Annotated in this window: 27 protein-coding genes; 6 read left to right on the top strand and 21 right to left on the bottom strand. The window is 48.8% G+C overall.

Annotated elements, in window-relative coordinates; translation table 11 throughout:
• Nucleotides 1–3: 3 nt before the first annotated feature.
• Entirely contained in the window at nucleotides 4–126 is a 123-nt protein-coding gene (locus tag DXB70_RS14510) for a hypothetical protein (RefSeq protein ID WP_270523436.1), read from the top strand.
• A gap of 137 nt (nucleotides 127–263) precedes the next feature.
• On the opposite strand, the gene DXB70_RS00580 is transcribed toward DXB70_RS14510, so the two are convergent.
• The 13 genes from DXB70_RS00580 to DXB70_RS00515 form a co-directional block, all read right to left on the bottom strand.
• Nucleotides 264–857, bottom strand: a complete 594-nt coding sequence (locus tag DXB70_RS00580) for a YHYH domain-containing protein (RefSeq protein ID WP_118471639.1) — start codon at nucleotides 855–857, stop codon at nucleotides 264–266.
• Nucleotides 858–1,009: 152 nt separating this feature from the next.
• Nucleotides 1,010–2,053, bottom strand: coding sequence for an ATP-binding protein (locus DXB70_RS00575; RefSeq protein WP_347559575.1), 1,044 nt, complete (start codon nucleotides 2,051–2,053; stop codon nucleotides 1,010–1,012).
• Between the two features lie 311 nt (nucleotides 2,054–2,364).
• Nucleotides 2,365–2,490, bottom strand: coding sequence for a hypothetical protein (locus tag DXB70_RS14505; protein WP_270224331.1), 126 nt, complete (start codon nucleotides 2,488–2,490; stop codon nucleotides 2,365–2,367).
• A gap of 154 nt (nucleotides 2,491–2,644) precedes the next feature.
• Nucleotides 2,645–3,421 carry a hypothetical protein gene (locus tag DXB70_RS00570; protein ID WP_117796563.1) on the bottom strand — a complete coding sequence of 259 codons (777 nt, stop codon included), beginning with the start codon at nucleotides 3,419–3,421 and terminating at the stop codon, nucleotides 2,645–2,647.
• 414 nt (nucleotides 3,422–3,835) lie between these two features.
• Nucleotides 3,836–4,522: a bifunctional phosphoribosyl-AMP cyclohydrolase/phosphoribosyl-ATP diphosphatase HisIE gene (gene hisIE, locus DXB70_RS00560; protein ID WP_118628383.1), complete on the bottom strand. Its 687-nt coding sequence runs from the start codon at nucleotides 4,520–4,522 to the stop codon at nucleotides 3,836–3,838.
• Nucleotides 4,523–4,924: 402 nt separating this feature from the next.
• Nucleotides 4,925–5,683: an imidazole glycerol phosphate synthase subunit HisF gene (gene hisF, locus DXB70_RS00550; protein WP_117796566.1), complete on the bottom strand. Its 759-nt coding sequence runs from the start codon at nucleotides 5,681–5,683 to the stop codon at nucleotides 4,925–4,927.
• A 92-nt stretch (nucleotides 5,684–5,775) separates the two neighbouring features.
• Nucleotides 5,776–6,486: a 1-(5-phosphoribosyl)-5-[(5-phosphoribosylamino)methylideneamino]imidazole-4-carboxamide isomerase gene (gene hisA / locus DXB70_RS00545; protein WP_118672485.1), complete on the bottom strand. Its 711-nt coding sequence runs from the start codon at nucleotides 6,484–6,486 to the stop codon at nucleotides 5,776–5,778.
• Nucleotides 6,487–6,564: 78 nt separating this feature from the next.
• Nucleotides 6,565–7,182, bottom strand: a complete 618-nt coding sequence (hisH, locus tag DXB70_RS00540) for an imidazole glycerol phosphate synthase subunit HisH (protein ID WP_022360499.1) — start codon at nucleotides 7,180–7,182, stop codon at nucleotides 6,565–6,567.
• Between the two features lie 108 nt (nucleotides 7,183–7,290).
• Complete coding sequence (gene hisB, locus DXB70_RS00535) at nucleotides 7,291–7,887, bottom strand: imidazoleglycerol-phosphate dehydratase HisB (protein ID WP_118672484.1); 597 nt, start codon at nucleotides 7,885–7,887, stop codon at nucleotides 7,291–7,293.
• 109 nt (nucleotides 7,888–7,996) lie between these two features.
• On the bottom strand, nucleotides 7,997–9,112 hold the full coding sequence (hisC, locus tag DXB70_RS00530) for a histidinol-phosphate transaminase (protein WP_118468925.1): 1,116 nt from the start codon (nucleotides 9,110–9,112) through the stop codon (nucleotides 7,997–7,999).
• A 6-nt stretch (nucleotides 9,113–9,118) separates the two neighbouring features.
• Nucleotides 9,119–9,832 (bottom strand): ATP phosphoribosyltransferase, encoded by a 714-nt coding sequence (gene hisG, locus DXB70_RS00525; protein ID WP_022360496.1) that lies wholly within the window; start codon nucleotides 9,830–9,832, stop codon nucleotides 9,119–9,121.
• Entirely contained in the window at nucleotides 9,826–10,998 is a 1,173-nt protein-coding gene (locus DXB70_RS00520; RefSeq protein ID WP_118672483.1) for an ATP phosphoribosyltransferase regulatory subunit, read from the bottom strand. Before DXB70_RS00520 ends, hisG begins: the two co-directional genes overlap by 7 nt.
• Before the next feature lie 260 nt (nucleotides 10,999–11,258).
• Complete coding sequence (locus DXB70_RS00515) at nucleotides 11,259–12,026, bottom strand: NAD(P)-binding domain-containing protein (RefSeq protein WP_022360494.1); 768 nt, start codon at nucleotides 12,024–12,026, stop codon at nucleotides 11,259–11,261.
• 403 nt (nucleotides 12,027–12,429) lie between these two features.
• Here DXB70_RS00515 and DXB70_RS00510 point away from each other — a divergent pair, with 403 nt between their 5' ends.
• Genes DXB70_RS00510 through DXB70_RS00490 form a run of 5 tightly spaced genes read left to right on the top strand, consistent with a single transcriptional unit; the run spans nucleotide 12,430 to nucleotide 17,459 of the window.
• On the top strand, nucleotides 12,430–13,770 hold the full coding sequence (locus DXB70_RS00510; protein WP_118471655.1) for a potassium transporter TrkG: 1,341 nt from the start codon (nucleotides 12,430–12,432) through the stop codon (nucleotides 13,768–13,770).
• Nucleotides 13,771–13,783: 13 nt separating this feature from the next.
• Nucleotides 13,784–14,431: a TrkA family potassium uptake protein gene (locus DXB70_RS00505; protein WP_022360492.1), complete on the top strand. Its 648-nt coding sequence runs from the start codon at nucleotides 13,784–13,786 to the stop codon at nucleotides 14,429–14,431.
• Between the two features lie 17 nt (nucleotides 14,432–14,448).
• Complete coding sequence (locus tag DXB70_RS00500; protein WP_147353121.1) at nucleotides 14,449–14,733, top strand: hypothetical protein; 285 nt, start codon at nucleotides 14,449–14,451, stop codon at nucleotides 14,731–14,733.
• Between the two features lie 49 nt (nucleotides 14,734–14,782).
• Entirely contained in the window at nucleotides 14,783–16,765 is a 1,983-nt protein-coding gene (locus tag DXB70_RS00495) for a DUF4118 domain-containing protein (protein ID WP_118672482.1), read from the top strand.
• Nucleotides 16,758–17,459, top strand: coding sequence for a response regulator transcription factor (locus tag DXB70_RS00490; RefSeq protein ID WP_022360489.1), 702 nt, complete (start codon nucleotides 16,758–16,760; stop codon nucleotides 17,457–17,459). The genes DXB70_RS00495 and DXB70_RS00490 overlap by 8 nt, the downstream gene beginning before the upstream one ends.
• A 176-nt stretch (nucleotides 17,460–17,635) precedes the next feature.
• Here the strand turns inward: DXB70_RS00490 and DXB70_RS00485 are convergent, their stop codons facing one another.
• The 8 genes from DXB70_RS00485 to modA all read right to left on the bottom strand — a co-directional run bounded on the left by DXB70_RS00485 (nucleotide 17,636) and on the right by modA (nucleotide 24,152).
• On the bottom strand, nucleotides 17,636–18,124 hold the full coding sequence (locus DXB70_RS00485) for a MogA/MoaB family molybdenum cofactor biosynthesis protein (RefSeq protein ID WP_117796574.1): 489 nt from the start codon (nucleotides 18,122–18,124) through the stop codon (nucleotides 17,636–17,638).
• Nucleotides 18,125–18,153: 29 nt separating this feature from the next.
• On the bottom strand, nucleotides 18,154–18,591 hold the full coding sequence (locus DXB70_RS00480) for an MOSC domain-containing protein (RefSeq protein ID WP_022360487.1): 438 nt from the start codon (nucleotides 18,589–18,591) through the stop codon (nucleotides 18,154–18,156).
• 132 nt (nucleotides 18,592–18,723) lie between these two features.
• On the bottom strand, nucleotides 18,724–19,704 hold the full coding sequence (gene moaA / locus DXB70_RS00475) for a GTP 3',8-cyclase MoaA (protein WP_118626960.1): 981 nt from the start codon (nucleotides 19,702–19,704) through the stop codon (nucleotides 18,724–18,726).
• Nucleotides 19,701–20,177, bottom strand: coding sequence for a cyclic pyranopterin monophosphate synthase MoaC (moaC, locus tag DXB70_RS00470; protein ID WP_022360485.1), 477 nt, complete (start codon nucleotides 20,175–20,177; stop codon nucleotides 19,701–19,703). The genes moaA and moaC overlap by 4 nt, the downstream gene beginning before the upstream one ends.
• On the bottom strand, nucleotides 20,152–21,162 hold the full coding sequence (locus DXB70_RS00465) for an NTP transferase domain-containing protein (protein ID WP_118672481.1): 1,011 nt from the start codon (nucleotides 21,160–21,162) through the stop codon (nucleotides 20,152–20,154). Before DXB70_RS00465 ends, moaC begins: the two co-directional genes overlap by 26 nt.
• A 1-nt stretch (nucleotide 21,163) precedes the next feature.
• Nucleotides 21,164–22,252 carry a sulfate/molybdate ABC transporter ATP-binding protein gene (locus tag DXB70_RS00460; RefSeq protein ID WP_118672480.1) on the bottom strand — a complete coding sequence of 363 codons (1,089 nt, stop codon included), beginning with the start codon at nucleotides 22,250–22,252 and terminating at the stop codon, nucleotides 21,164–21,166.
• Nucleotides 22,249–23,028 (bottom strand): molybdate ABC transporter permease subunit, encoded by a 780-nt coding sequence (modB, locus tag DXB70_RS00455; protein ID WP_118672479.1) that lies wholly within the window; start codon nucleotides 23,026–23,028, stop codon nucleotides 22,249–22,251. The genes DXB70_RS00460 and modB overlap by 4 nt, the downstream gene beginning before the upstream one ends.
• A 263-nt stretch (nucleotides 23,029–23,291) precedes the next feature.
• Complete coding sequence (gene modA / locus DXB70_RS00450; protein WP_118468947.1) at nucleotides 23,292–24,152, bottom strand: molybdate ABC transporter substrate-binding protein; 861 nt, start codon at nucleotides 24,150–24,152, stop codon at nucleotides 23,292–23,294.
• Nucleotides 24,153–24,535: the final 383 nt, after the last annotated feature.

The raw sequence follows: 24,535 nt of genomic DNA, 5'->3' as shown, positions 1-24,535 counted from the left end.
GCCATGAAAAAAATAGGTTTAACCATATATGCTTTAAATGTTTTTCATACCGGAAAGCATCACTTTGAAAAGAAACAAGGACATTTAACTTTTATAGATATGCTTTCAGATTTCTCTAAACTCTAAAACAGGACCGTTTTCCCGCCCCCGTTTTGGTCTTCCATGAAACAAAGGATGCGGAAGTTGGTTTTAGAAAAGCGAAAATAGAAAGCCATGCGGCTTTATTACATAACCGCATGGCTTTTCTCTTCCATCACCTATTTTTATTTGCAAACCCGGTTCTCCAACTGCCCACTCTGCACATAATGTGTATAGTAAGCCTTCAAATCGTCTCCAAACACTGCCGCCAAATCCGGGTTATTTGCCTTATATACACTGACATCGAAATTCTCCGATGCCCTGCGTCCTTCTGCCATACCGCACGTATAAAAATGCTCAAATAACTTTTGCGAATCTAAGCCAACGACCGACTGCAAATCTGGATTATTCATATAATAATAATTTGCATCAAACACCGGCTGATACATGTTCATCTGTTCCGCTACCTGATTCTGATTACCTGCGGACTGTGCCTGTGTCTGAGTCTGCGTCTGACCGGACGTATTTCCATTCGAAACAGCCCCATTCTTATACGGGCAGACTCCATTTGGATGAAGATGTGCCTCATGGCCGCCACAATGATAATGATAACTTCCCAGACCGCTCTTATTCTTGTAGTCATGATGACCGCCTTGTGCATCGGTTCGTCCCTGATGCGCCTCAGCTGTAATCATCGTCATATTTGAGACTGTTGTGAAAGATGCCGTCAGCATCATACAGGATAAAAGCGCGGTTCCAAACTTTTTAAAACGTTTCATAATAACTCCCCCTTGTAACTGTAAAATGAAATGCTCTCCAATTTAATTGTAACATTTCCATACAGAAAACACAAGAAAATTGCCATAATACCGCACTAATTCTGCCTTATAAAACCATGCGGTTGCCATTACACAGCTGACACATACTCTTCTTACTCACCTTCTTTCAAGGAAAACTCCTTAAGAAATGGAATTCCTCCATATACCCCCGCCAGATAATCCTTTTCAAATGATGCATCGGAACGCACCTTAAAGTCCGAAAGCGCACATAATTCCGAATGTCCCAGCTCGTCTTTCTGTACAAACCAAATCTGGTCCCTTCGGAAGAATTTTTTATCCATTAATGTCGTATCATGTGTAGTATAAATCAGCTGAGCCATTGAATTGTTATCATAAAATAAATCAATAAAAAATTTTAACAACAATGGATGTAATTTTACATTTAGCTCATCCATCACCAGTACATAATCATTGATAATTGCCATATGTGCATGGATAAAAAGCATGATACTCTTGATTGTACCTTCTGACTCATCGTATAAATTCAAAGGATATAATTCCCCATCCGCCCCTTTATGAAATGTAAAAAACAGCGTTTCTTTTTCTTTATAAGTAATATCCTTTATTCCAATATCTATTGCGGTAAGAAACTCTAATAACTTTTCCTTTTTTCCATCAATTACCTTAGGTAAAAGAGCATCTAAAAACCTTGTATCTTCATAGTCATCCGACATAAAAACCAGTACATCTGTAATTCCTGAATAAACCGTTTTAAAAATATCTGTTTTTAACTTGAGTTTATTAAAGAAAGATAACAATAATGTCTCTGGTGGAATTTGATCTTTATAAGCTTCACATTTTTTTCTAACGTACACCCCTAAATTTACTTTTTGCATCGTCCTCTCAAAAATCGTCACTTTACGGTTTGTCTTTAAACTCTTTCTGTACAGCCATTCCATCACGATCTTCTCAGAATTGTACTCAAACCCATACTGATACTCCTCGTCCCGCAGAATCTGTACAATCTCAAATTCTGAATTACCTTTGTTCTCTTCAAAAGAAAATGGTTTACTGCATTTTTTGAGTACGGACTCAGCTCCGTCATCAACATTGTTCAAAGATTGGGAAACAATCCGCCGAAAAAGCTGTAGTGCCCACACGAAATTGGACTTTCCGCTGGCATTGGCGCCATAAATAGCTGCTACCCGCAGGAATTTTTCCTTGGTATCTATATCAATCAGGTTCGACGGTGCTCTTTATAAGCGCTGATTGCTGTCATATCAAAAATCGTTTCTTCTTTAAAGGAAAGAACGTTTTTCATTTTAAATTGCACCAACATGTTTTGTATCTCCTTTTTATATAATATACAAATTTCTGATTTTTATATCAACATTTTTGTGATTTTTCCGTTATTTTATTGATTTTATGTTTCATAATTACTCTATCCGTCTCTCTCAATTACAAAAAAAATCAAGATTCTATGCCGGAATAGAATCTTGATCATCAATTAGCCGCGATACTTTTCGCGAGGGATTCGCAGGCAGAACACCTTGAGGCCATATTGTGAAGCCCAGATGCGCACGCCCTTACGAGTAATATATGGAGTATATACTAAGACATATTCCTTATCCATAAGGCGGTCACCTCCTTTTTTGAAGGTTCCTCTTGAAATCCCCGACAAAGTATGATACATTTAAAAATGTAAATACGTATCCCGGCATACTCGTCGGCAGAATTTGTGCTGCAACACAGATTCAAGAGGCAGAACACCTATGGGTGGTCTGCTTTTATTTTTCCAACTCTTCTTTTAAGTTGGAAATAAAAGTGGGTAACATGTTTTCAATGTAAAGTGTGATGAAATCTAAATCTTTTTCGGTCACATTCTGGGGAATGATAACCTTTGCCACAGAACCAGAAAGTGTTGGTATTGTAAAACAATACGCCGACGGCTCCATCGACGTCAGAACTTCCTCTTTGGATTCAGCGGTACTATTTTCACTAACCTCTTTAGAATCTTTAGAAGAACTTTCATCCTCAAAGGAGTCAATATCATTCTCATCTGATTCCAAAAGAATAATGCCGTTTTTCAGTATTCCTACCTGCTCTGCATTTTCAATGAATTTCGCAGCGGCAATATCCTTAGCGCTTTTCGTTAGATTGTATTCTAAAAGAAGTATATTACTAAGCTTATCTTGACTAGGAAGGGCCTGGTTTTCATATCTTTCCACGATCTTACGATATAGCGGAGCCGATAAAAAGCTTTCTACGATAGCGCGTCTGGTATCTAATTCATTAACCGGATAGACAATCCGCTTGGCAAGTTCTGTCAGTTCAACCGCTCCATTTGAACCTCGAATCAATCCAAACTGCTTTGCAGTACTAATCTTTGCCCGAAAGGAATTTGTCTTCACGCTAAATCCAAGAACACTTGCAATAGTATTGATAGATACACGCTTTCCACCGATTTTTACAATTTCATTAATGAAATCCACAATTTCTTTAATAGAAAACATGGGATACAGTGAACTTCTTTCCTTTATATTTTTTTCAGCCGACTGTGCCATCTGAGAATCTCCCTCCTTAAATCCACGTCTAGTATAGCATCTACCATCCACTTCGTCAAGACTTAAACTTAATTTGATTCTCAATGTGCTCAAAATTTGATTCTTATTTACGTCCATTCTCGTAAAAACTATGTTTTTTACATTGTAAATTTAAAATTGAGTGCACATATCATTAAAAAGGACCATATCATTTTTCTTATATTTTGCGAAACAGCATCTGTTGTCATTTGCTGTTTCACAAATTTCATTTTTTCCTTCTGCACTCCTATTTTTAACCTGATTCTCCAGGCATTCCATACACTTAATATATATAATTTTCGTATAAAAATAGGCTATTGCAAACACCTGCATCCGCAATAGCCCATTCTTACCTTCTACTATATTCGTCACTCTCCAAAAACTTAAAAGAGCTTTCTACCGCATATACTCCTGCTTCACCTTATGATCCACCACATGCCGCTTCGCCAGCTCTTTCGTCACATCTTCCACGCTGATGCCCGCGTCTGCCATCAGAACCATCGCATGGTAACACAGATCTGCCAGCTCGTAGATCGTTTCGTCCTTGTCTTTCTTCGCTGCCGCGATGATAACTTCGGTGCATTCCTCGCCGACCTTTTTCAGAATCTTGTCCAGACCTTTGTCGAACAGGTAGGTGGTGTAGCTTCCTTCCTTCGGATTCGTCTTACGTCCCATAATGAGGTCGTAAAGTCCCTCATAGGAAAACGGCGTAATCTCCTCGTTCTGGTAAACCGGATCAAAGAAGCAGCTCTCCGCGCCCGTATGACACGCCGGACCTTCCTTGACAACCTCGACAATCAAGGTGTCCTTATCGCAGTCCGCATAAATACTGGAAATATGCTGCACATTCCCGCTCGTCTCACCCTTTCTCCAGAGTTCCTGACGGCTGCGGCTGTAAAAACAGGTTTTCTTCTCACGAAGGCTGATCTCCAGACTCTCCCTATTCATCCAAGCCATCATCAGAACCTTCTTGCTATAATGATCCTGCACAATCGCCGGAATCAGACCTTTCTCATTAAACTTTAACTCATCAATCTTAAACGACGGCTCTACGCCTGCAATCTCGTTGATATTCTCACTCATATTTTTATCCTGCCTTACCACTTAAAATTTTAATTACATCGTAACAGTTCAGTACCTTCACAGTCACGCGCAAAATTCCATTAAAAATTGCCTGCTGGCTCATGTTTTCGTACGATCAGCGCAGCGCCGACGCTCTCCTTCGTGCTCCACAGGAGAACAGGCATCCAAAAACTGTAGAAAACATCGCATACGCCGGTGCTTAGTGAGGTCTTTTCGAACTTAGCACCGCTGCGTAGGCGCAAGAGCGAAAGCGTTTTTCGGAAGTTTCTGGATGCCTGTTTTCCGTCCCTCTCACGAAAAAGCACCGCCCTCAAACCAGCCATCTTTTCCTTCCGATGACATATACCACCGCCACTTCCGAGAAAATGCGCCGCCCTCAAACTTTTGGGAAATCTATACGATTTAGATCAACCGCATCTCCACCCCATTCTCCGCCAAATACTGCTTGAGTTCCTTAATATTTACTTCCTTCCGGTGGAAAATACTCGCCGCCAGTCCCGCGTCGATCTGCGGATACTGGAAGAGGTCTAAAAAGTCTTCTTTCTTTCCCGCGCCTCCCGATGCAATAATCGGCACATCGACACGCTTCGCGATCTCCAAAAGCATCGGAATGTCAAATCCCTGCTTCACACCGTCCGTATCGATACTGTTGACCACCAGCTCGCCTGCGCCGCGTCTGACGCCGGATTCTGCCCATTCCAGCGCATCAATGCCTGTATCGACACGCCCGCCCTGCTTAAATACGTGGTATTCATCTCCAACACGTTTAACATCCATCGAAAGCACCACACACTGATCGCCGTAGCGGTGTGCCGCCTCGGTGATGAGCTCCGGATTTTTGATCGCGCCGCTGTTGACGCTGACCTTGTCCGCGCCACATTTTAAAACACGGTCGAAATCATCCAGCGTGCTGATGCCGCCGCCGACCGTCAGCGGGATGAAAACCCGTTTTGCCGCCTCAGTCAGGATGTCGGTAAAGATTTTTCTTCCTTCTACACTTGCCGTAATATCATAAAATACCAGCTCGTCCGCGCCGCTCTGGTTGTAAAATTCTGCCATCTCGACCGGATCCGCCACATCCTGGATTCCCTCGAAGTTGACGCCTTTCACGACACGCCCGTTCTTTACATCCAGACACGGAATAATACGTTTTGAAATCATGCCGTTCCCTCCTGATTTCTTTTTCTGATTATTCATTCGAACGATTCGAATGATTCGAATGATTTTTTGCCGCTTTTTATACGGCGCTTCTCCTAAACGGAATATTTCAGTGCTTCCTTTAAATCAATCGCACCCAGATACAGCGCTTTTCCTAAAATCGCACCATACACCTCTTTTTTCAAGATCTCAATCTCCTTGAGGCTGCTGATTCCACCGGACGCCACGATATCCAGCCCTTCAATCTGCGATAATTCTTTATAAAGCTCCAGGTTCGTTCCCTGCATCTTTCCATCGCGGGAAATATCGGTGTAAATGACCGTTTTCACTCCCGTATCGCGCAGGCGGCGGCAGAAGTCAACGCCTCTTACCTCGCTCGTCTCAAGCCACCCGTGAGTCGCCACAAAATCGTCCTTCGCGTCCACACCGACTGCAATTTTATCGCCGTATTTGCGGACCATTTCTTCGACAAATGGATAATTTGTGACCGCCACCGTGCCGAGAATCACGCGTCCGGCTCCGAGCGACAGGTATTTGTCGATGGATGCCTCGTTGCGGATGCCGCCGCCGACTTCTACAAATAATCCCGTTGTCTTAATCAGCTTCTCTATCGTGTCAAAATTTGCCAGCGCCGCGTCTTTCGCGCCGTCCAGATCGACCACATGCAGGTTTTTCGCGCCCTGCTCCTTGAATCCCAGCGCCACCTCTTCCGGCCGGTCGCTGAATACTGTCATCTGGTTATAATCGCCCTGCACCAGGCGCACCGCCTTGCCGTCCCGCAAATCAATCGCCGGAAATAGCTCCATGTCCGTTTCCTCTCCATAACTGTTTAAATCCAATCTACAAGCCTGAAAAAACAGTTACCTTTCTTGTTTTTCTATTAATTATATCTCCGAAAACGCCTTCAGAATCCGCAGTCCCACTTCCCCGCTCTTCTCCGGATGGAACTGGCAGCCCATGACATTTTCATTTGCCGCGGACGCCGTGACCGGAATGCCGTACTCCGAGGTTGCCAGCAGACTCTCATCACAATCTTTTCCATAGAAGCTGTGGACAAAGTAGACGTAATCGCCCTCTTTGCTGTATTTAAACAGTGGATGTTTCTTTCCTTTTTCCGTCAGATGCAGGCTGTTCCAGCCCATGTGCGGCACTTTTAGGTTTGCCGGAATGTCTTCTTTTAAGTCTGCCATCACGCCCGGAATCAGTCCCAGACCCTGATGCTCGCCGTATTCATAGCTTTTATCAAAGAGAAGCTGCATTCCGAGGCAGATTCCCATGATCGGTTTGCCTGCTTTTGCTTCATCCAGCAGCGGCTCTGCCATTCCGGATCCGCGCAACTTCGCAATCGCATCGCCATACGCGCCGACGCCCGGTAAAATGATGTGATCCGCTTTTCTTAAATCTTCCGGATCGCGGCTGACTTTATTTTCCAGTCCCAGGTAACTGAGGGAGGAACTGAGGGAAAACAGGTTTCCCACGCCGTAGTCAATAATTGTTATCATTTGCAGCCTCCTATATCAATTCATGTATGTTCCCGCAGTCAACGCAGGAACCTGCTGAATCATTATAAACCCATTAAATAGATTTGTTATGCTTACTTTTATCTTAGATCATAATACCCCTTTTGTCGATGGAATCTCGTCCCGGTACTTCTCGTCAATCGACACCGCCTCGCCGAGCGCGCGTCCCAGTCCCTTAAACATCGCCTCGATGATATGGTGGCTGTTTTCTCCGTGAAACATCTTGAAATGCAGCGTCATCCGGCTGTTGGAGGACAGTGCAGTCATAAATTCCTTTACAAGCTCGGTATCAAAATCGCCCACTTTTTCGGTCGGGATGTCCACATCCATGACCAGATAGGAGCGTCCGCTTAAATCGAGGGCCGTCATCACCAGTGTTTCATCCATCGGAAGCAGGAAGCTTCCATAGCGACGGATTCCCTTTTTGTCGCCCAGCGCCTCTAAAATTGCCTGTCCCATGGCGATTCCGATGTCCTCTGTCGTATGATGGTAATCGACCTGCGTATCTCCGTCACATTTCAATGTGAGATCAAACCGTCCATGTCTGGCAAAGAGCTCCAGCATATGGTTTAAAAATCCGCAGCCCGTATCGACCTGATATTTTCCCGTTCCATCTAAATCAATCGACAGGCTGATTTTCGTCTCTGCCGTGTTTCGTTCTAATGAAATCTTGCGTTCTCTTGACATTTTTGCCAGCCTTCCTTTCTTATTCACAGCTGCCCCATCTATAAAAACCATGCTGCCAGCATTTTCATACGGTTCCCACAGTAAATGCGTGAACCTATTGAATTCCAGCCTATCTTACAACTGCACTTCTCGCCGCTTCCACCAGCTTCTTCGTCTCCTCAACAAACGTTTCCATCTCTTCCTCGGATCCGATGGAAATGCGGACGTAATCTTTGATCCGCTCGCTGTCCCAGCGTCTTACCAGGATTCCTGCCTCGCGCAGTCCGTCAAAATAGACTTTTCCCGGCATATCGCCGCTCTTGGCAAAAATGAAGTTGGTCTTCGAATCCAGCACAGTAAATCCAAGTGCCCGGAGCGCCTCGGTCGTTTTTTCACGCGTTTTGCAGATGCGCCCGGTACATTCTTTCGTGTAGTCCCAGTCGCGCATCGCCGCCGCGCCAGCCAGAATCGACAGGCGGTTGACGTTGTACGGGTTAAAACTGTATTTGATCCGGTTCATATCCGCGATGAGTTCCGGGTTTGCGATGGCAAATCCGACACGCGCGCCGGCTAAGCTGCGGGATTTGGAAAAGGTCTGGATAATCACCAGATTTTCGTATTTCGGAAGCAGTGATACACACGATTCGCCGCCGAAATCCACATACGCCTCATCCACCATCACAACGCGGTCCGGGTTGGACGCCGCTACTTCCTCAATCGCAGAAAGCGGCAGGTTCATGCCTGTCGGGGCGTTTGGATTAGCGATGATCACATTATTTCCGCAATTTTTATACGGTTCGATATTTAATGTAAAATCTTCCTCCAGCGGAACTACCTTGAACGGGATTCCATAGAGCCCGCAGAGTGCCGGATAAAAGCCATACGTCAGATCCGCGAACTGAAGCGGCGCGTTCTGGTCGCAGAATGCCCGGAATGCAAAACCTAAAATCTCGTCGGAACCATTGCCCGCAATGACCTGGTTTGTTCCCACGCCGTAGTGATCGGCGATCGCCTCGATGAGGACGCGCTCTTCCGGATCCGAATAAAGGCGTAAATTTGCAAGTTCCAGCGGCATAATTTTAGAAGAATTTTCCTCATACCCCGCCAGAATCGCCTCCGCAACCTTCGGGCTTGGCGGATACGGGCATTCGTTTGTGTTCAGCTTGATAAATTTCCGTCCCTGCGGCTGCTCACCCGGTGTATACGGAAGAAGTGATTCGCTTGCTTTGCTCAAAAAACGGCTCATATCTGCCTACGCCTCCTTTTTATCTTCTGCTGCGGTTTCTTTCTCCGCTTTCTCTTTCGCTTCTTTTTCTTTCTTTTCCTGTTCCTTTTTCTTCTGGTGTGCTTCCACCGCACCCTTCAGCTTCTCCGCCATCTCGGTGATCTGCTTGTTTTTAAACTCAAAGCTGCTCTTGTTGGCGATGAAACGGGCGCTGATCGGCAGGAACTCTTCCAGCACTTTCAGGTGATTTTCACGGATCGTGCTGCCCGACTCGACAATATCCACGATGACGTCCGAAAGTCCCAGAATCGGCGCCAGCTCAATGCTTCCGTTTAATTTAATAATGTCAATATCGCGTCCCAGCTTCGCGTAATGCTCTTTCGCAATATTCGTAAATTTCGTTGCCACGCGCACCGGTCGGTCTTTGTCCTCGACGTAATCCTCTTTTCCAGCCACGCACATCCGGCATTTTCCAAGTCCCAGATCGAGAAGCTCGTATACATCCGGGTTGCTCTCCATCAGAATGTCTTTTCCGACGATTCCGACGTCTGCCGCATGGTGCTCGACGTAGATTGCCACATCACTCGGCTTTACGAGCAGGTAGCGGACACCCGTCTGTGGGTTCTCAAACACCAGTTTTCTATTTTCGTCGTAAATACTCTTGCAGTCATATCCGACCGACGCCAGAAGCTCATACACCTGATCGCCCAGTCTTCCCTTTGGCAGTGCTATGTTTAACATCTCGCGCCCTCCTTTCCATTCTCCTGAAAGGCATTTTCCCGGTCCTCTTCCAGGGAAAGACGTCCGTCATACCGGTACAGATAGCAGTAACGCAGATCCTCCGGCACAGCTTTCTCCACCCGCACGCGCAGTCCCTGACGGCGCAGGCTTTCAACCGCCTGGCACAGGCGCACTACATCGACATCCGGCTCATAGAGTACCAGCGCATCGACATCGTAGCGGATGCTCTTTTCCGGCAGGCGCTCCAGCTCTTTCAAATAGATGGCAAATCCGATCGCATCGGCTTTCTTTCCTAATTTTGCCATCATACCGTCGTACTGGCCGCCGGAAAGAACCTGGCGTGCCAGACCATCTAAGAATCCCTGGAAAATAATACCGTTATAATATTCAATGTCATTGATCATCGAGAAATCCAGCCGCACCTTGTCAAGCTGTCCGCCCAGTCCCATCGCCTCCAGAACCTCATACAGGCGGGATAAAAGTGCAACCGCCTCCTTCATTTTCGGCGTATCCGCGATCGCACCTGCCTCTGCCAGCACCCGCCCAAACTCTCCGTACAGCCCGGAAACCTTCATCAATTTCTCTGTATCGCCCTCCGGCAGTGCCAGATCCGCGCACAATTTTTCCAATCCGCTGCGGTTTTTCGTCCGGATCAGCCCTAAAATGATATCTTTCTGTTCGGCATTGACCGGAAGCTCTTCCATCAGTCCCACCACGAAATCCATGTTAGAAATCTTGAGCACATAGTCCGTCTCAAAATCCGCCAGACTCTTGAGCGCCAGCGCCAGCACCTCCGCGATCACGCAGTCATCCACGCCGCCCATGCACTCCAGTCCCATCTGGCTGATCTCTTTGTAAGTGTGGCTTTCCTTGCTCTCACGATACACACTCTCCAGATAATAGACCTTCTCGCACGTATTTTTATCTGCCTTGGTGTTCTTCGCGATGCTCAGCGTCACGTCCGGCTTGAGAGCCATCAAGCGTCCGTCCAGATCCGTAAATGTTGGTACATTTTCGCCTAACAGGAAGCTCTTATTCGCTGCATACAGGCTGTATTCCTCAAACCGCCCCATCCGGTACTTGCGGTATCCATAGCTCTCATAAAGACCTCTCAGCCGAAGCGTCGCCGCCTCCGCCCTCCGAAGGCTCTGAATCTCTAAATTCATGCTTTATCTCCTCTCAACTTCCGCCGCAACCGCCCCGCCTCAACAAAATCCGCCGGACAATCACCCGCTCGTCTATATCCTGCCGTTATAGCTCCCATCACTTTTATTTATCTTGCTATCATGGTAGCGTGCTAAAGTGTTTTCTATATACTATCATTCCTTCTTAAAAAAAGCAACTACTTTTTTAGAATACTCACACTTTAATTAAAAGAAAAACTCGGGGCGTGAGAAATGTGCGCCCCGAGTTTTCCACCTCGACTCTATTCTTTTATAACCTTCTCCAAAATCGGCCCCAGAATCTCCGTCCAAGGCGTATACGCATCCTTTTCCTCCAGATGCGTCAGCGCCATCCAGTTCAGTCCTCCCGGTGTCATTTCTCTGGCAAGGTCTTCCAGATCCCCGTCCCACGTCGCTGCCTTGCGGGACAGCGCCCCAGTAAATTCGGTGATGTATGCCCGTGCGGATGGCTCATCCAGCCCGTTTCTCTCACACCACTGGATAATGACGGTCAGAAGCATATAGTAAGCGCTCATCAGGCCCGTCGTGCTCCTAAGGATCGCGATCTGCTTCGGCGTATCGACCGGAACCGGCTTGCCGACGTGACTCATCAGATCGACTACCTCCGGGATATCCGGGTAAATCACCACCGGTCCGAAGCGGTTCGCCGCGAAGGTCAGAGGCACAACATCCGCCAGAATCTCTCTCGATCCAAACATTTCCTCAATGCGCTTTAAGCTCAGCGTTGCAACCAGATTGATAAACTTCTTCTCCGGTCCGATATGAAGCGGTTTTAAGATATCTTCCGCCGCCTTCGGAAGGAGCGCCGCAAAGACCCAGTCCGACCGGTCCACAACTTCCTGGTTATCCGCCGCGACCGACACGATCTCCGGGTATTTCTCATGCAGCATCTGCGCCCGTTCTTTATTTCTCGGCGATACAACGATCTGCAGATTCTCCATTCCGCTCTCGCAGAATCCAGTCACGACGGACGTCGTAATGATTCCCGTTCCAATAAATCCCAGTTTCATAAACTTCTACCCTCTCTTTCTCCTCTCCGTTTACCCGAAATTTTTCCAGACGATTCCGAGCGAACTTTTCTGATAGTTACTCCCCCGATTTTATTCACATACACAGTATACAACCAAAAACACATATTTTCCAGCATCCTACTCATATCTCGGCGCACTTTTCCGGGTTTTCATCGTAATTCCTCCCTCAACCTTCGCACCCCACTTTGATCCGGCGCCTTATTTTATCGTTCATATCCTCCTTGCCATTTTCTTTGAAATTGTCCACTTCCGCAAATAAAGCGATTGAAATAAGGCATCTCCTCATCTTTATTCAATCTTAATACGTCGTAAATCTCCCTTATCCGCTCTTAAAATCTCCAGCTGTATAATATGACCATCACAGAAATAAGGAGCTGTCTTTATGCCTGAAGAGATTATTCGACGAAAGCGCCGCCTTTCGTCTTTTCAAATTATCACATTAGGGTTTGCCGGGGTCATTCTACTCGGAGCGCTACTGCTGATGCTGCCGATCTCCACGACTGGAGAGAATATTACTCCATTCAATGAAACGCTGTTTACTGCGACCTCTGCCGTCTGCGTGACAGGGCTTGTAGTACAGGATACAGGCTGCTACTGGTCAACCTTTGGGCAGGCGGTTATTCTGGCACTGATCCAAATTGGTGGTCTTGGTGTCGTAACCGTAGCAGCATCGTTTGCGCTGTTGTCCGGGCGAAAAATTTCTCTGATGCAGCGCAGCACCATGCAGGATGCAATTTCAGCACCAAAGGTCGGCGGAATCGTCCGTCTGACACGCTTCATCCTGCGAGGGACGTTTCTGATTGAGCTTCTGGGAGCGCTTGCCGTGCTGCCGGTATTCTGCCGGGACTATGGATGGCGCGGCATCTGGATGGCGGTATTTCATTCCATATCCGCTTTTTGCAACGCCGGGTTTGACATTCTTGGGACAGAAAGCAACCACTATCCATCTCTTACCGGCTACGCGGACAGCCCGGTAATCAATATCACGATTATGCTGCTGATCGTGATCGGCGGTATTGGATTTCTGACGTGGGATGACATCTTTGAAAACAAGTGGCGGTTTCATCGCTACCGAATGCAGAGCAAGGTGATTCTGGTCACGACAGGTTTTTTAATTTTTCTGCCTGCTATGTTTTTCTTCTTTTCAGACTTTTCCGCGCTTCCCGCCGGAAACCGGCTGCTGGCATCCTTTTTTCAGTCTGTCACGCCGAGGACAGCGGGCTTCAACACGGTAAATCTTTCCACGATGTCCGGTGCATCACAGGGCGTAATGATCCTTTTGATGCTGATCGGCGGTTCTCCAGGTTCTACAGCAGGCGGTATGAAAACAACGACACTGGCGGTTCTGCTTGCCAATGCCACTGCAACCTTCCGCCAGCGCGATAGTGCCCGATTTTTCGGACGCAGAGTCGATTGCAGCGCCGTCAAGACCGCCGCGACCATTCTGACAATGTACTTGATGCTGTTCTTTGGCGGTGCTGTCTTTATCAGCGCATATGAGAATCTTCCGCTGTCTGCCTGCCTGTATGAAACGGCATCGGCGGTCGGGACGGTGGGATTGACACTTGGTATTACACCGCAGCTGCACATTCCATCGCAAATGGTGTTGATCACGCTCATGTATCTGGGCAGAGTCGGCGGTCTTACCCTTATTTATGCGACATTTTCCAGCAAAAAAGTGGGGAATGCAAAGCTGCCGCAGGAAAAAATCACGATTGGATAAGGAGTCTTTTCACATGAAAAACATTCTATTGATTGGCACAGGCCGCTTCGGACGGCATATTGCAGTACAGCTTTCTCAGCTGGGGCATCAGGTCATGGCGGTCGATACAAACGAGGAACGAATCAATGATGTGCTGCCATATGTCACCAATGCACAAATTGGCGACAGTACAAACGCGGAGTTTCTTCGCTCTCTTGGCATCGGAAATTTTGATGTCTGCATCGTAACCATCAGCGGTAACTTTCAGAACTCGCTGGAAACCACCTCGCTGCTGAAAGAGCTGGGGGCGAAGTGCGTGGTGTCGCGTGCCGAGCGTGATGTGCAGGCAAAGTTTCTGCTTCGCAACGGTGCCGACCAGGTAGTCTACCCGGAAAAACAGGTGGCAAAATGGGCAGCGATCCGATACACTGCCGACCATATTTTCGACTACATAGAGATCGACGAGCAGCACGCCATTTTTGAAGTAGAAGTTCCGGCCGGGTGGATCGGCAAAAGTGTTGGTGAACTGGATATTCGCAGAAAGTATGGCATTAACATTCTCGGCATCAAACATTCAGGAAAAATCGACGCTTCCATTACGCCGGATACGGTGCTGTCCGGGGAAATAACGATTTTAGCGTTGGGCGAATACAAAGCGCTGCAAAAGTGCTTCCGAATCTGAATGGACGGTGAGGGTATATGGAAGATAGCGTTTTGATCGCTGGGACGGCGCTAATGTTCCTGTTCGGCTGGGTTTTGATGAAACGGCTGGATCGCTTTCTGGACGAAAATCAGAAGCGCATCAAAGAATCGTCTGAACAACAGCAGGCTGAACCGTGCGTGCATCTGGTCGGAAATATTTCTCCTGACGAACTTGAGGAAACATTTTCTCAGTTTCGCAATAGTCATGCCCATGTAGAAATCGTGATCTATGATTCAGAGCAAATTTCTTTTCCGGACAACGAATCCGATTGGGCGCAGTAGAAACCTCCACATTTTGGTGCTATAATATTGTTTAAGAGGGGGTGAAAATGTGCAGAATAAAGGAAGCGAAATACCAAAAGAACATATTCTTGTGTGCCTGTCCTCGTCTCCATCCAATGAACGCATTGTACGAATGGCGGGGAAAATGGCACAGGCATTTTGCGCCAGTCTTACCGCACTCTACGTGCAGACCCCCGGAGACGCTGATATGAACGCGGAAGATACCGTCCGTTTGCAGGCGAATATGCGTCTGGGGCAGCAGCTTGGCGCAGAAATTGTCACAACGCATGGTGAAGATGTGGCGACACAGATCGCGGAATATGTGCGGCTCTCTGATGTGACCAAAATTGTGATTGGACGAAGCGGCATACAGCGGCGGCATTTCTGGAGCGAATCGACGCTGACAGAACAGCTCATTACGCTTGCACCGGAGGTAGATATTTATATTATTCCGGATGTGGAAGCCTATAAAAACTGCCGCAGAAATCAGCCGCTTACTATCCGCCCGGCGTTTCCGACCGCCCGGGAACTACTTCTGACCATCGGAATTCTGGCAGTTACGACGGTCATCGGATGGATTTTTCTGCGGCTCAGCTTTGCAAATGCCAATATCATCATGGTTTACCTGCTGGGTGTGCTTCTGACTTCCACTTTTACCAGCGGATATACCTGCGGTGTGCTGTCCGCTTTTTTGAGTGTCCTCCTGTTCAATTATTTTCTGACGGAGCCCCGGCTGTCTTTGGCAGCCTATGGCAGCAAATACCCGATAACCTTTGCCGTCATGTTCGCGGCTGCACTTTTGACAAGTACACTTGCGGCCAAGCTCAAAGCCCACGCACAGCTATCCGCACGGGACGCTTATCGCACGAAGCTCCTTTTTGATATGAACAGACAGCTCCAAAAGGCGGAAACGCCGGAGGAGGTCTATCGGATGACCGCGACGCAGATACAAAAGCTCATGCAGCGAGACGTTCTGATTTACCCGGCACAGGGCAACGCTCTGCTGGATGGGAACATTTATCCGGCTGACGGAAGTAGTCCATACAGCATCCCAGATACCGACCGGGAACAGAACGTGGTTCAATGGGTCTGGCAAAACCGCAAGCGCGCCGGAGCAACGACGCAAAACTTTCCAAAAGCAAAACGGCTGTATCTTGCCATCCGTACCGGGCAGCAGATTTACGGTGTTGTCGGGATTCCGATGGAAAAGCAAACGCAGCCTGACGCATTTACATCCAGCGTTCTGTTCTCCATCCTCGGCGAGTGCTCTCTGGCGTTGGATAACCTGCGAAATGCCAGAGAAAAGGAAGAAGCTGCCGTTCTTGCAAAGAACGAACAACTTCGCGCCAATCTTTTGCGTTCGATTTCTCATGATCTCAGGACACCACTGACCTCGATTTCCGGCAACGCAGATACGCTGCTGCACAGCTATGACGTGTTGGATGAGCAGACACGGAAACAGATTTTTACGGACATTTATGACGATGCACAATGGCTGACGGGACTGGTTGAGAACTTGCTTTCCATTACGAAAATTGTAGACGGCAGCGTAAAGCTGCACCTTTCTGATCAGGTCGTGGATGACATCATATCGGAAGCACTCAGGCATATTGACCGAAGAGCGGCAGAACATCACATCGCAGTAGATTGCGGAGACGTACTGTTGCTGGCACGGATGGACGCAGGACTCATCATGCAGGTGCTCATCAATCTGGTGAATAACGCAGTCAAATATACTCCAGTTGGCTCGAACATCCGGATCACGGCAATCCCGCGAGAAAATATGGCTGAAATATGTGTCAGCGATAACGGTCCCGGTATTCCGAATGAACTGAAGGAACGTGTTTTTGAAATGTTCTTTACTGGGGGCAATCCAATTGGCGACAGCCGCCGAAGTCTTGGACTTGGACTTACGCTCTGTCAAACTATTGTCCATGCACATCATGGTGAAATGACGTTGAAAGACAATTCGCCGCATGGCTGCATCTTTTCCTTTACAATACCACTTAGTGAGGTGAACTTAAATGAATAAGCCGCTCATCCTCGTTGTAGAAGATGATACCCCGGTGCGAAATTTAATAACGATGACACTAAAAACTCACGAATATAGGTATCTTTCGGCGCAAAACGGCGCAAGTGCCGTGATGGAAGCGCTGTCTCACAACCCGGACATTGTACTGCTTGATCTGGGGCTGCCGGATATGGACGGCGTGGAAGTCATCCAAAAAATCCGGTCGTGGTCGAATATGCCGATCATTGTGATCAGCGCCAGAACAGAGGATTCCGATAAAATCGGGGCGCTGGATGCTGGGGCGGATGATTATCTAACGAAGCCTTTTTCCGTGGACGAACTGTTGGCACGACTGCGGGTGACGCAGCGGAGACTGTCGATGATGAAAACAGACTCCGTGCAGGATTCTCCGATTTTTACGAATGGTGCGCTGAAAATCGACTATGCGGCAGGCTGCGCATATCTTGACGGCACAGAGCTACACCTGACACCCATCGAATACAAGCTGCTGTGCCTGCTCTCCAAAAATGTTGGTAAGGTTCTGACACACACCTATATCACGCAGCAGATTTGGGGCAGCAGTTGGGAAAACGATATCGCTTCTCTGCGGGTGTTCATGGCGACCCTGCGCAAAAAGCTGGAACGCGGAAAAGACGGGCAGCAATACATACAAACACACATCGGAATCGGCTATCGGATGCTCCGCATCGAGTAAGTAATTCCTGAACTGAACATTCATGACTGAATGGAGTAGATTTCTTGTGGTCATTCCATTCTGCCCCAAATAAGCTGACCATCGTTGAAATAGCGAGGACTTGAAAGTCCTCGCTATTAGCATACATCGTCTTACATATTATATCTGTTTTTCCATCTTCGTTTTTGCTGCTTTCCCTACTTTCTAGCACACTCCCCATCAAGCCCCAAAAGGATTTTTAATCCATGATCCAGCTGCGGCAGAATGTACTCCAGACACTCCCGCACCGCCTTCGGACTGCCCGGCAGGTTGACGATCAGCGTGCGTTTACGGATCCCACTTGCCGCTCGGCTTAACATCGTCCGCTTTGTAAATTGTAAGCTGTATGCCCGCATCGCCTCCGGGATACCCGGAACCATCCGTTCCGCGACCGCCAGAGTCGCCTCCGGCATCACGTCGCGCGGAGAAAATCCCGTTCCGCCCGTTGTTAAGAGCAGATCGGCCTTTCCCTCATCGCAGATCTCCTTCATCGCCTCTTCCAACATCGCCTGGTCATCCGGCAGCACCTTCTGCCAGACCACCTCATAACCAGCCTCTCTCACCATTTCTGCGATTACCGGACCACTCACATCCTCCCGTTTTCCCGCGTACCCAGAGTCACTGGATGTAATAATTGCTGCTCTCATTGGTTTCCCACCTCTCTTTGATCTCTTTCCTACGCTTCTTCCAGAATCTCCAGATTATCTCCCTCTTTGATCACGCCGCCGTGCAGCACCTTCGTAAATACGCCCTCGCGCGGCATGATACAATCGCCCATCGCCTGGAAGATCGCGCATCCATGGTGGCATTCTTTTCCGATCTGTGTCAATTCCAGCACGACGTCGTTGCATTTAAATTTTGTCCCGATCGGGAGCGTCTTGAAATCGATTCCTTCCACGACCAGATTTTCGCCGAATGCGCCGTCCTCGACCTTTGCACCGCGCGCGCGGAATTCCTGAATCCGGTCATATGAAAGAAGGCTGACCTGACGGTGCCATTTGCCCGCATGGGCGTCACCCTCGATTCCATAGTCCTCGATAAGACAGACCTGATGGACATTTTTCTTCTGAACACCTTTGATTTCACTGGTACACGTTGCGATTACTTTTCCCATGATTGTTTCCCCTTTTCTTTATCCATAAATTTTCCGATTTCATATTTCATATACGATATTTCACTTGTAACATTCCGCCGGCTCACACTTTCACCGCAGAAACCATAATCATAATCCTCACAAACACCCTGCTTATCCGCCTATCTGGGACATTCCCCGGTGTTCCCGATCCGTAAATTCCGTCTTTTTCTCAAAATTATGTCCCTTCGGCTTTTCCGCAAGCGCCTGTCCGATCGCCCGGCGCAGGTCTTCATCGGTACCGCCGCCGCGCAGAATGGTCTTTAATTCCACCCCATTGTCATACTGGAGACAGGTCTTTAAGAATCCTTCCGATGTCAGCCGGATCCGATTGCATTCGGAACAGAATTTATGGCTGACCGCGCTGATAAAACCGATCCGTCCCTGAAAGCCAGGGACTGCGAAATAATGGCACGGGCCATTTCCTGCCACGTCCCCGCACGGGGTAAAGGTTCCAAATGCCTCTTCCAGCGCATGCTTCAATGCATCCTCTTTCACAAAGGCAAACTGCGTTCCCATGCCGATCGGCATCATTTCGATGAAACGCACGTGCACATTATGGTTTTTCGCCAGTTCCGCCACCTCTAAAAGCTTTTGCTCCTCGATCCCAAGCACCGGCACACAATTTATCTTGATCTGCATCCTGCCTTTCTGGATCGCCATCCGAAGGCCGCGTCTGACCGCTTCGATCTCATCCCGGCGTGTGAGCTGCCGGTACACCGACGCATCCAGCGTATCCAGGCTGATCGTGACTGAATCAACCCCCGCGTCCGCCAGCGCATCGTACATTTCTTCTAATAAAACACCGTTCGTCGTGATCGTCAGGCTCTTGATTCCCGGAATCTGTTTTAACGCTGCTGCTAACTCCGGCAGTCTCCGGCGCACCAGCGGTTCGCCTCCGGTCAGCTTGATTTTCTGAATGCCGTTCTCTGCCAGAATCTGGCAGACCCTCTCGATCTCACCAAACCGCAGGATCTCTTCATGGGAAATGCTGCCGATGCCTTCCTCCGGCATACAGTACACACAGCGCAGGTTGCATCGGTCGGTCACGGAGATCCGGACGTAGTCGATCGTTCTGCCGTATCCGTCTATCATCGCACAAATTCCCCGCTCTTTCCTCCCGATTTTGCATCGAGATGTATCTCTCCGATCTCCATCCGCTTGTCGATCGCCTTGCACATATCATAAATGGTCAGAAGCGCCACGCTGACGCCGGTCAGCGCCTCCATCTCGACGCCGGTCTTTCCTTCTAGCTTAGCAGTACAAAGTGCCTTGATCGTCAGCTCTTTTTCATCCACCTCAAAATCCACGCTGCATTTCGTGATGAGAAGTGTGTGGCACATCGGGATCAGGTGTGCGGTCTGCTTCACCGCCATGATTCCCGCCACGCGCGCCACCCCCAACACATCGCCCTTGGCAACCGTTCCCTCCAGAACCGCCTTCATGACAGCTTCATTGACGTGAATCTTGCCGGATGCCGTCGCCGTCCGGCTGGTAATCTTCTTTTCCGTTACATCTACCATGATCGCATTTCCCTTTTCATCAAAATGCGTTAATTTCTCTTCCATCTGTATCCTCCTTTTCCTCTTCTTCCGGCTCCAGAAAGATTTTCTCAAACGCTGCTTCTGCTGCCGCCTGCACTGCTGCTTCCATCCGGCGGAATTTTTCTAAAAACGCCTTTCCCTCCGGCGTCAGCACAGAAAATCCGCCCTTGCTTCCGCCCGTCTGGCGCTCTAAAAACTGGATTCCCAGCTGCGCCTCCGCGATCTTGAGCATTTTCCAACCCTTGCTGTAGGAAATATCCCGGATCTGACAGGCACCGAGCATTGAACCGCTCTCAGCAACTGCCTCCAGAAAATCCGCCGTCAGCGCGCTGAAGCATTCTTCCTCGCGGCTCAGCGAAATCGACGCCTGAAATGCCAGCTCCCCGCGCCTCTGCCTGTCTTTTTCGTAGGCAAGCAGCGATTCGTAGTCCATTTTCGTGTTGGTGTCCAGTAAAACACCCGGATCTTCAACCTCGATCTCCCGGACACCTTCGCCCCACGCATCCATTGCGCCGCGGAGTCCTTTTCCGCCCCGGTACGTTAAGATATGTCCAAACACTTCCTTCGACAGCATGACCGGGTGTCCTTTTTTTCCCTGACAGACCGGTACTGCCATGCTTCCGGGCGCCTGCGCCATCTTCTCGATTGTGTCCGCCGTGATCATCGGCACGTCGGCAGGGAACAACAGCACCCGATCGGCTTTTTTCTGGATATGGCGCAGTCCCATGCAGATTGAGCCGTACATCTGCGATGTCTCATACCGCTTGTTTCGGATACAGACCGCACCACGGTGTGAAATATGACGTTCCAGCACATCTGCCTGATACCCGGTCACGACAACGATCGGCGAGATCCCCACCTGCCGGATCGTGTCGATCTCCCTCTGTATCATCGTGGTCTGCCCCATCCGGAGCATCGGCTTTAATTCTTCCATGTGCGCCGACCGCCCCGCCGCCAGGATGATCGCGCCTGTTTTCCCATCTGCCATACATATCCCCTTTTCTATCATTCTAACCTTCTTTTAAAAGCATGATATCTCCCGGTGCAATTCCCAGCCGGACGCGGTCTCCGCGCTGATACTGGTTTAGTGAATCACTCTGCTTATAGTCTACCTTCCACCAGATCACCTCGCGTTCCAGTGCATTTTCTTTGTCACCCGCTGCCCCTGCATTTTCCACCGGACGCAGCAAAACATCCCACTCAAATGGCTGGCAGAGTGTGTCCCCCCACTCGCACGTAAATTCATTCGCACTGCCGCGCGCCGGATAAAACTGATGCGCCCGGATGCCGATATAGGCATGCTCCGCGGCAACTGCTTCTTCGGTCTGAAACGTGAGTCCCCAGTCTAGCGCCTCCACCTCATATTCGCCGATCCGCCGGATCCGGCTGAAGTTTTTACAGCCTGTCAGGCGTGCCGCAGTGACATTTTCCGGTTTCTGAAAAATCGCCCGCGTCTCTCCCTTCATCGCCACCTGTCCGCGGTTTAAGATGATGCTCTTTTCGCAGAACCGATAGACCTCGTCCCGGCTGTGGCTGACCATCAGCACATCGCCCGTGTACCCGCGGAGTACCTCGCGCACCTGGAACTGCAGTTGTTCCTTCAGATAATAATCAAGCGCCGAAAATGGTTCATCCAGCATGATCACATCCGGCTCATAGACGAGAATGCGCGCCAGCGCCACACGCTGCTGCTGTCCGCCGGAAAGCTGGGACGGATACCTTTTTTCAAGCCCTTCTAATTTAAAGAGACGGATCATGCGGGCAACTGCCTCCTGTTTTTCCTCCTTGCTGCCCGAAAGCCCCGCTGCAATGTTGGTTTCTACGGTCATATTCGGAAACAATGCATAATTTTGGAATAAATAACCGACTTTCCGCTTCTGCGGCGCCAGGTTGATGTGCTTTTCCGAATCAAAGAGCACCCTGCCGTTTAACACGATCCGCCCTTCGTCCGGCGTCTCAATTCCGGCGATACACTTGAGCGTCATGCTCTTGCCGCTTCCGGAAGCGCCGAGAATGCCCATGACGCCGCCATCGGTGTTAAGCGATACGTCCAGCGAAAAGCCGGAAAATCTCTTTTTGATTGCCACCTGCAGGCTCATCGCGCGCCTCCCTTCTGTGCATCCGCTTCCCTGTCCGCAAACAGTTCCACCGAAACCTTTGCATCCTGACCGCCCGCTTCCACACTGTTATCTTTCTTTTTATGATTGCTGCTTCCGCGCATATCCCGCCGCGACAGCACATTCATCAGCACGACGACCAGGAAGGAAATCACCACGATGATCCACACATACTGGTATGCCATCGACATTTTTCCAGCCGCCACCTGTGAATAGATGGCAAGCGGCAGTGTCTGCGTCTTTCCGGCAATATTGCCCGCCAGCATCGCGGTCGCACCGAACTCGCCCAGTCCTCTCGCAAAGGCAAGGATCGCGCCGCTGAGGACGCCCGGCATCGCCGACGGCAGAATCACCCTCCAGAAAATGCGGCTTTCGGAAAATCCCAGCGTCCGAGCCGCATAGATAAGCGTCACATCGACCTGTTCAAACGCGCCGCGCGCTGCCCGGTACATAAGCGGAAATGAGATCGCCACCGCCGCGATCACCGTTGCCGCCCATGAAAATACAATCTTGACGCCAAACAATTCCAGAAACAGCTGTCCGAGCGGTCGTTTTACACCGAAAATCATCAGCAGGAAGAAGCCTGCTACCGTCGGCGGCAGGACCATCGGAAGCGTCAGGATGCCGTCCAGCACCATTTTCACTTTCTCAGAGCGTGCCGATACCACCAGCCGCGCCATCCAGACTCCCAGAAAAAACGTAATAATGATCGACAGCGTTGCTGTTTTCATCGATATCCATATCGGAGACCAGTCCATCTTTCTTCCCCTCCTTTCCTATGAATCAAGTCGAACGTCCGTGAGACCCAACTCCCACTGAGACAAATTTGCTATTATACGCCACCTAAAGAGGTGGGAGTCTTCTCGACTGAGATAAAAACTGCCGCAGAACACCTGGTTTTCAACGGACCCTGTATTCTGCGGCGGATTTTATTCCATACATGGTTCACTGTCTGTCCTTCGCTGTCCTGCTTTCTATTCACCCAGTCAGCTGCATATCCCAGACAGTTATCACTCCCGGCTTATTTATTTGCTGTGAAGCCATACTCCGCAAAGAAGGAGAGCGCATCATCGGTTCCCAGATAATCTACAAACTTCTGTGCTGCATCTTTCTTTGTGCTTGCGCTTACAACACCAACCGGATAGATAACCTTCGATACGCTTCCTTCCGGTGCATATCCGATAACCTTTACCTGGTCAAACTGATCGCTGGTGGTTGCATCGGTCAGGTATACGATACCTGCATCTGCGCTTCCGGCTGCTACCCAGCTTAAAACCTCGGTTACGTTGGTACCAAAGCTTGTCTTAGCCTCTACATCATCCCACATACCCAGGTTCTCAAAGGCTTCCTTGGCGTACTGTCCAACCGGAACACTCTCCGGATCGCCGAGTGCAATCTTCTCTGCCTTTGTGATATCCTCAAAACCGGTAATTCCCAGTGTGGAATCCTTTGGAACGATCAGGGCGATCTTATTTTCCAGAAGTTCTACGACAGAATCTGCATCAACCAGTCCCTCGTCCTCCAGCGCGTTCATCTGCTTCATCGCTGCGGAGAAGAATACGTCTGCATCCGCGCCCTCTTCGATCTGGGTCTGCAGCTTTCCTGAACTGTCAAAAGTAAAGCTCAGCTTGATGTCCGGATTCTCTTTCTCAAATGCCGGCTGAATCTTGTCTTCCATAACGTACTGAAGGCTAGCTGCTGCCGCTACCAGAATCTCCTGCTGGTCGCCGGTTGCCTCTGCTTCTGCTTCGGTCTCTTCTGTCTCAGCTGCCTCTGCCTCCGTTTCCGGTGCTGCTGTCTCAGCCGGTTTGCTGGATGAACATGCGGTCAGGGATGCTGCCGCCATCGCTGCTGCCATTACAAGTGCCCACGTTTTTCTCATATCTTGGTTTCTCCCTCATTTCACGCACACGTTTCCGGCATCCTCCTCGTTTCGATTCCTCACGCCATAGCAATGTGGTTTTTACCCTTTCGTTATTTTCGGAAAATTATAATGATATTTGCTAATCAAATAGTAGCACGTGGCACTTTTTTTGTCAATCTTTACAATGATTCTTATTGAATGCACATGGTCATTATGTGCACCAAAAAATAACGTGGCTTTTTTCTGCATTTTCCCTTTATTCTTATGAATTTTCCAGTTGTTCTTTCCAAACCCTTCCGTCTATTTTCGTGAAATTATTATGATGATTTTTCATATATTTTATTTTTATCTTTTTATTTTTCATTTATTTGAAATTTTGTATCCAAATACACCGGTGCTTC

The sequence above is a fragment of the Clostridium sp. OM05-5BH genome, assembly GCF_003481505.1.
Classification (GTDB): domain Bacteria; phylum Bacillota; class Clostridia; order Lachnospirales; family Lachnospiraceae; genus Otoolea; species Otoolea fessa.
Note: the sequence above shows the minus strand (reverse complement) of the source record. Positions and strands in the feature narration are given on the sequence as shown.

Excerpts from the sequence above, each read along its gene's own strand:
- DXB70_RS14510 (WP_270523436.1), top strand. The coding sequence starts at position 4 with ATGAAAAAAATAGGTTTAACCATATATGCTTTAAATGTTTTTCATACC.
- DXB70_RS00580 (WP_118471639.1), bottom strand. The coding sequence starts at position 857 with ATGAAACGTTTTAAAAAGTTTGGAACCGCGCTTTTATCCTGTATGATG.
- DXB70_RS14505 (WP_270224331.1), bottom strand. The coding sequence starts at position 2,490 with ATGGATAAGGAATATGTCTTAGTATATACTCCATATATTACTCGTAAG.
- DXB70_RS00570 (WP_117796563.1), bottom strand. The coding sequence starts at position 3,421 with ATGGCACAGTCGGCTGAAAAAAATATAAAGGAAAGAAGTTCACTGTAT.
- hisIE (WP_118628383.1), bottom strand. The coding sequence starts at position 4,522 with ATGAGTGAGAATATCAACGAGATTGCAGGCGTAGAGCCGTCGTTTAAG.
- hisF (WP_117796566.1), bottom strand. The coding sequence starts at position 5,683 with ATGATTTCAAAACGTATTATTCCGTGTCTGGATGTAAAGAACGGGCGT.
- hisA (WP_118672485.1), bottom strand. The coding sequence starts at position 6,486 with ATGGAGCTATTTCCGGCGATTGATTTGCGGGACGGCAAGGCGGTGCGC.
- hisH (WP_022360499.1), bottom strand. The coding sequence starts at position 7,182 with ATGATAACAATTATTGACTACGGCGTGGGAAACCTGTTTTCCCTCAGT.
- hisB (WP_118672484.1), bottom strand. The coding sequence starts at position 7,887 with ATGTCAAGAGAACGCAAGATTTCATTAGAACGAAACACGGCAGAGACG.
- hisC (WP_118468925.1), bottom strand. The coding sequence starts at position 9,112 with ATGAGCCGTTTTTTGAGCAAAGCAAGCGAATCACTTCTTCCGTATACA.
- hisG (WP_022360496.1), bottom strand. The coding sequence starts at position 9,832 with ATGTTAAACATAGCACTGCCAAAGGGAAGACTGGGCGATCAGGTGTAT.
- DXB70_RS00520 (WP_118672483.1), bottom strand. The coding sequence starts at position 10,998 with ATGAATTTAGAGATTCAGAGCCTTCGGAGGGCGGAGGCGGCGACGCTT.
- DXB70_RS00515 (WP_022360494.1), bottom strand. The coding sequence starts at position 12,026 with ATGAAACTGGGATTTATTGGAACGGGAATCATTACGACGTCCGTCGTG.
- DXB70_RS00510 (WP_118471655.1), top strand. The coding sequence starts at position 12,430 with ATGCCTGAAGAGATTATTCGACGAAAGCGCCGCCTTTCGTCTTTTCAA.
- DXB70_RS00505 (WP_022360492.1), top strand. The coding sequence starts at position 13,784 with ATGAAAAACATTCTATTGATTGGCACAGGCCGCTTCGGACGGCATATT.
- DXB70_RS00500 (WP_147353121.1), top strand. The coding sequence starts at position 14,449 with ATGGAAGATAGCGTTTTGATCGCTGGGACGGCGCTAATGTTCCTGTTC.
- DXB70_RS00490 (WP_022360489.1), top strand. The coding sequence starts at position 16,758 with ATGAATAAGCCGCTCATCCTCGTTGTAGAAGATGATACCCCGGTGCGA.
- DXB70_RS00485 (WP_117796574.1), bottom strand. The coding sequence starts at position 18,124 with ATGAGAGCAGCAATTATTACATCCAGTGACTCTGGGTACGCGGGAAAA.
- DXB70_RS00480 (WP_022360487.1), bottom strand. The coding sequence starts at position 18,591 with ATGGGAAAAGTAATCGCAACGTGTACCAGTGAAATCAAAGGTGTTCAG.
- moaA (WP_118626960.1), bottom strand. The coding sequence starts at position 19,704 with ATGATAGACGGATACGGCAGAACGATCGACTACGTCCGGATCTCCGTG.
- moaC (WP_022360485.1), bottom strand. The coding sequence starts at position 20,177 with ATGGAAGAGAAATTAACGCATTTTGATGAAAAGGGAAATGCGATCATG.
- DXB70_RS00465 (WP_118672481.1), bottom strand. The coding sequence starts at position 21,162 with ATGATAGAAAAGGGGATATGTATGGCAGATGGGAAAACAGGCGCGATC.
- DXB70_RS00460 (WP_118672480.1), bottom strand. The coding sequence starts at position 22,252 with ATGAGCCTGCAGGTGGCAATCAAAAAGAGATTTTCCGGCTTTTCGCTG.
- modB (WP_118672479.1), bottom strand. The coding sequence starts at position 23,028 with ATGGACTGGTCTCCGATATGGATATCGATGAAAACAGCAACGCTGTCG.
- modA (WP_118468947.1), bottom strand. The coding sequence starts at position 24,152 with ATGAGAAAAACGTGGGCACTTGTAATGGCAGCAGCGATGGCGGCAGCA.